This window comes from Rathayibacter sp. AY1E3, from assembly GCF_002932235.1.
In the GTDB taxonomy this organism is placed as follows: Bacteria; Actinomycetota; Actinomycetes; order Actinomycetales; family Microbacteriaceae; genus Rathayibacter.
Map to the genome: position 1 here is coordinate 1 of NZ_PSVN01000043.1, position 4,419 is coordinate 4,419.

Here is a 4,419-nt window from a genome sequence, read left to right on the forward strand (position 1 = left end):
CCACTACGTCAGCATCACCAACGACACCGGAGCCTCACTCACCTGGTCCTGCTCCTGGTCCGATCTTCACCTCGCCGCCGGGGAGACAGGTCAGCTGCGAATCCTCGACCAGCCCGACCAGGACTACGGCTGCGTCCCACAAGCAGCGACCCCCTTCGTAGCGGCGGCGCACAACAACGACATCTGCCCGTCACTGACCTCTATGACCGAGGGAAGGCAGTTCACGGCAACCGACTTCGCGAAGACCTACCGCTGCCCGTAGCTGGATACGCGACCGGTGAACGATCCCCCTACGGGACGAACTAGCTTGCCCCGCAGGAGCCGACATGAGCGGCGGGCCGTCAGTGCGTGCTCTACGCCTCACGCACGGTCAGGAACCATGCCGTGTCGCGATCGGCGCCAGTTGTAGCCGCGCCGACGAGGTCGATTGGGTCGGTGCCGAGGGAGGCTGGGTCGATGTCGAGCGGACCGTCGCCGCAGTCCACGGTTTGGACAGTGGTCTTGCCTGTCGTGACCGTGCCGGTCTTGGAGTCGGAGTCGAGATGCAGTTCGACCGTGCCATCCCCGAAGCATTCGAAGGTGATGGCGCCGGGCAGTACCGGTTGGTCGAAGGCAGATTCCAGCCGATCCCCTTCCTGCCCCGCGCTCGAATCGGACGACAGCACAGCGAGGAAAGGACCTCCCGCGTCGATGTCAGCCTGACGATCCGAGCGCCACTGGGTGAGCTGCGCGCGATCAACGGGCCCTGGCGCGCACGCGGTCATGGTGCCCACGACAGCCAGCAGGAGTGTGAGTGCAACAGAACGACGACTCATCTGCCCACCCTCGGTCCGGCCGGATTAGGTCGAGCGAGTCTCGTCGTCCGGTCTGGCGGAGAGTGTCGCGCCAGGCGACTCAACGTGCATCGAGGACGGCTCCAATCTGATCGAAGGATATATCGCGGATACGTTGCCACTCTTCCGCCTCACTCGCGGTTCCCCACCTCCGAACGAGCAGTTCGATGGTGACGTGGAGGGCATCGAGGGGGTAGCGCGTTACCTGTGCGACCCACTCGTAGGTCTGCGCAAGTCCGGCGGTCGTCGGAGTCGTGGACACGCCTCGAGCCATCAAGTGCAGCGACTCGCCGTGAGCAATGCCGGAGAGACGTGAGTAAGCCACGGCCCCGTCGATTCCTGTCGCATCCAAGACTTCCGATGCGAGCGTGGTGAAGCTCGGAGTCCTGCTGAGGAACTGGCGCAACGTCGGCATCTCCGTTGCAGCTACTCCCTCAGTGGTCTCTGCGAGTTGCGAGTGGAGAGTGGCATCGAACAGCGCCCGACCGTCCTCACCGGCGCTGTTCGGAGACATGATGCCTCGGCTGTAGAGCCCCTGTCCCTCTTTCGCCAGAAGGAGCGCAGCTCGATGCCGGCACTGAAGCGACGTGTCACTCGAAAGCATCCACCAGGCTCGCCCCAACGCTTCGACCGCTCCACGAGCGATCGTTCCGAGGGAGGTGGTCAACGGATCATCCTGTTGGAGCGCATATCCCAGCGCGCGGAGGTGATCGAGGCCGCTGGCCACAGAGATCGACATCTGGCTCACCGCCGCGGTGTAGGAGCGGTCGATGTAGAGTCCGGCCCCGAAGCCCGACGCTGGCGGGTTCTGCCAGGCGTTCATTGCGATCGTCTCCGCGCTGCGTGCCATCGCAAGGATGGCGCTACCGACCTGCGTCGCTGAATACACGTCGATAGGGCCACTGGGCCGGATGGCTGGCATCACGCACTACCTAAGCAACTGGACGGCGACGCCGGCGGCGACGTCCTCGCCCTCGATGGTGGCGAATCCGGTGACTGTGCCGATCGCGTCGACGCCGAGTGAGGAGTCCGGGACCCGGGCGACGAGCGAGGCGCCACGGTCCGTGACGTGCGTGGCGTCGTAGTTGGCTTGGGTGGCGCTCTCGAACTCGAAGACGAACGCCTTCGTCTCCTGCTCTGAGAGGCGGACGCCGAAGTGCTTCGCCGTGGCGCCATCAGCGCCGGTGAGCTCGATGGCGTAGGTCAACCATCCCACCGACTGTGGCAGTTCGAGCGGGTCGCCCAGAGTGAAGGTCGCGGTGATCCCGGAGGGGTCGGTGGCGACGTGAACGGCCAGCAACTCGCGGGGCGTCGGGGTGCTCATGCGCTCACCCTAGAACCGCCTCGGCTCCGTGGACACGCCCAGAATCCGGTGGGAGGGTGGGCGCATGTCGAAGCCTCGGACCAAGCTCGCACGTGCTGCGCTGATCAGCAACGGCATGGTCTGGTTCGGGCTATCGTTCATGCTCTTCGCAATCGCCGGCGAGCAGACCTACGCGGCGTTCACCGGTGAGTGGTTCAACGTGCTCGGGTGGGTGCTGATCGTCGCCGTGGCCGCCGGCCTGACGGTGGTCGGGGTGATCGAGAACCGGAACATCCGGGCGGGGAAGAAGTACAAGCCGCGGCCCCGCCGCTGATCGCTACTCGGCTGCAGCCTCGGCGGACACGACGGCGCGGGCGCGCTCGATGTAGCTGAGGCCGGCGGCGCGCAGCGCGTCGACCGTCATCTTGCGCTCCTCCCTGGGGGCTCCGATGACGGGCAGGGGCGTGGTGAGCAGGGCGACGTCGCGCAGGTCGTGCGCGAGGTCTTCGTCGTAGATCCCGGTGTCTCGGTCAGCGAAGCCGACGACCTTGATGCCGGTCGTGAGACCCCGGCTGGTGAGGGTGTCGCGGACGACGGTGAGGTAGGCATCCTGGTACGCGGCGACGTCGCGGTCCCAGACCTCGGTGATGGCGCGGGAGAGCCGTTCCGTCGCGCGGTACAGGTCGTACCGGGGGTCGCCTGCGTCCTTGGCGCGGTTGAGGACCGCGTGGTGGATCTCTCCGAGCTGCTCGTACTGCTCGGTGCTCAGGGAGCCGGCGGTGGACATTTCGGCGGCGAACGCTGCGATCCGGGCTGTCTCTTCGGCGGTGGTGTGTTCTTGCGTCATCGCCGCCGTGTCGACGTCGGTGCTGGCGAAGAGGTCGATCTGGTCTTGGTCAGCGAGGGCGAGGAGCCCGAAGTCCTCCAGGTCGGATTCTGCTGAGACGACGACGCTGACGGGAGTGGTGCGCCATTTGAGGGTCCGGTGGCCGCGAGCGTCTTCCTGGGCGAAGTGCTGCTCGAGCATCGCGGGGAAGCAGCCGCAGTCCTCGTGCTCGTCGTGGTGGTGGCCGATACAGCGGTCGTCGGCGCAGCCGCATTCGTCGCCGGCCCACTCCGCGATGGAGGGCGAGCCGTGCTCGCGCGCCCATTCGTCAGGGTCGATTTCCTGGGCGCGGAGGGTGCTGATCACGTCGGGGTAGAGCTTCATCGTGGGTGTCCTGTCTGATGAGGCGCGACGGCCGGCGGTCGCGACGGGTGCGAGCGCGTCCATCGTCGCATCCGGCCATGACACTGGCTGTGCTGCTGTGGTGCGAGGCCCTGGGGTCGAGGGGATTCTCCCTCCCCTGTGGGCCGGCCCGGTCGGGGTCGGGACGTTACGCGTCAGATCTGGCCGGAGCGGTGTGGGAGCGGATGGCATAGACGAGGCCGCCGATGATCAGCCCCAACGACACGATCAGCAGCGCTGTAAGGAACCAGCTCGGGTTGATTACGGCGAGTACGTCACCGGAGCCCAATTGCTCATAAGTGCACCTGAGGCCGAGCGGCCACAGTGAAGCGCCTGCCAGGGTCTCCGTTTCCACGCCGGGAAAGAGAACGCCGTACCAGGCGTAACAGGTCTCGGTGCCGTTTCTGACCTGGCCGTAGAGCTCGAAGATCAAGACCAGGAGCCCAGCGACTCCGGCTCCGATCGACACTTTCGGTCCGGTCGTCACGAAGGGTGCCCCTCTGCCATCACTGCGGTTTTCGCGTCCGTAGCCTAGCCACCGGTGAGAGCACAGGCATGATGCGGGTGCGTGGCGGGGGGGTCGAGGGGGGTTCTCCCCCTCGTGCGGGCCGGGCCGTTTCGGGTCGGCCCGCGCAGGCGCAGGCGCTCAGAGCGTGAGCGTGTGGAGGATCAGGGTCGTCGAGCCGATGGGCTTTGGGAAGTCGGTGTAGTCGAGGGTGGCGCGGCGGTTGCTGATGAGGTCGAGAGCGATCAGCTCCTCCTCGGACTCGTCCGTCATGTCGCCGGGCTCTTCGTCCCATTCGCGCAGGACCTGCCGGTCGGCGTCGAGGACTTTCCACAGTCCCCAGACGTGGGCGATGGGGCCGGTCGTTTCGTATGTGAAGACGAGGGCGGTCGCGGTGGGCCAGCCGTAGGCGGCCGCGGCGACGATCAGCGCTCGCGCTGCGGTGGCGGTCGCGTCGGCGTCGCCGGACGCGGCCGCGGCGTCGACGGCGACCTCGGCGGCGCGCAGCGTCGGGTCGTCCTGGTACGGGTCGAAGCGGTGGGCGGGGCGG

General features: G+C 66.8%; 8 protein-coding genes. 2 read left to right on the top strand and 6 right to left on the bottom strand.

Annotated features, from left to right (window positions below; translation table 11 throughout):
- Positions 1 to 262 (top strand): hypothetical protein (locus C5C53_RS17240; RefSeq protein WP_181127794.1); only part of this gene is annotated, 262 nt, incomplete at its 5' end.
- Positions 263 to 353: 91 nt separating this feature from the next.
- Here C5C53_RS17240 and C5C53_RS16580 read toward each other — a convergent pair.
- The 3 genes from C5C53_RS16580 to C5C53_RS16590 all read right to left on the bottom strand — a co-directional run bounded on the left by C5C53_RS16580 (position 354) and on the right by C5C53_RS16590 (position 2,157).
- Positions 354 to 773 (bottom strand): hypothetical protein, encoded by a 420-nt coding sequence (locus C5C53_RS16580; RefSeq protein ID WP_146079379.1) that lies wholly within the window; start codon positions 771 to 773, stop codon positions 354 to 356.
- 121 nt (positions 774 to 894) lie between these two features.
- A complete protein-coding gene (locus C5C53_RS16585) occupies positions 895 to 1,656 on the bottom strand; it encodes a hypothetical protein (RefSeq protein ID WP_104248325.1) in 762 nt (253 codons plus the stop codon).
- A gap of 105 nt (positions 1,657 to 1,761) precedes the next feature.
- Positions 1,762 to 2,157, bottom strand: coding sequence for a hypothetical protein (locus C5C53_RS16590; RefSeq protein WP_104248326.1), 396 nt, complete (start codon positions 2,155 to 2,157; stop codon positions 1,762 to 1,764).
- A gap of 64 nt (positions 2,158 to 2,221) precedes the next feature.
- Here C5C53_RS16590 and C5C53_RS16595 point away from each other — a divergent pair, with 64 nt between their 5' ends.
- Positions 2,222 to 2,470 carry a hypothetical protein gene (locus C5C53_RS16595; protein ID WP_104248327.1) on the top strand — a complete coding sequence of 83 codons (249 nt, stop codon included), beginning with the start codon at positions 2,222 to 2,224 and terminating at the stop codon, positions 2,468 to 2,470.
- A 3-nt stretch (positions 2,471 to 2,473) separates the two neighbouring features.
- Here the strand turns inward: C5C53_RS16595 and C5C53_RS17245 are convergent, their stop codons facing one another.
- From C5C53_RS17245 to C5C53_RS17250, 3 genes are all read right to left on the bottom strand, one after another.
- Entirely contained in the window at positions 2,474 to 3,346 is an 873-nt protein-coding gene (locus C5C53_RS17245; protein WP_181027282.1) for a hypothetical protein, read from the bottom strand.
- Positions 3,347 to 3,512: 166 nt separating this feature from the next.
- Positions 3,513 to 3,851 (bottom strand): hypothetical protein, encoded by a 339-nt coding sequence (locus C5C53_RS16610; protein WP_146079381.1) that lies wholly within the window; start codon positions 3,849 to 3,851, stop codon positions 3,513 to 3,515.
- A gap of 159 nt (positions 3,852 to 4,010) precedes the next feature.
- A partial coding sequence (locus C5C53_RS17250; protein ID WP_219813995.1) for a hypothetical protein occupies positions 4,011 to 4,419 on the bottom strand: 409 nt, incomplete at its 5' end.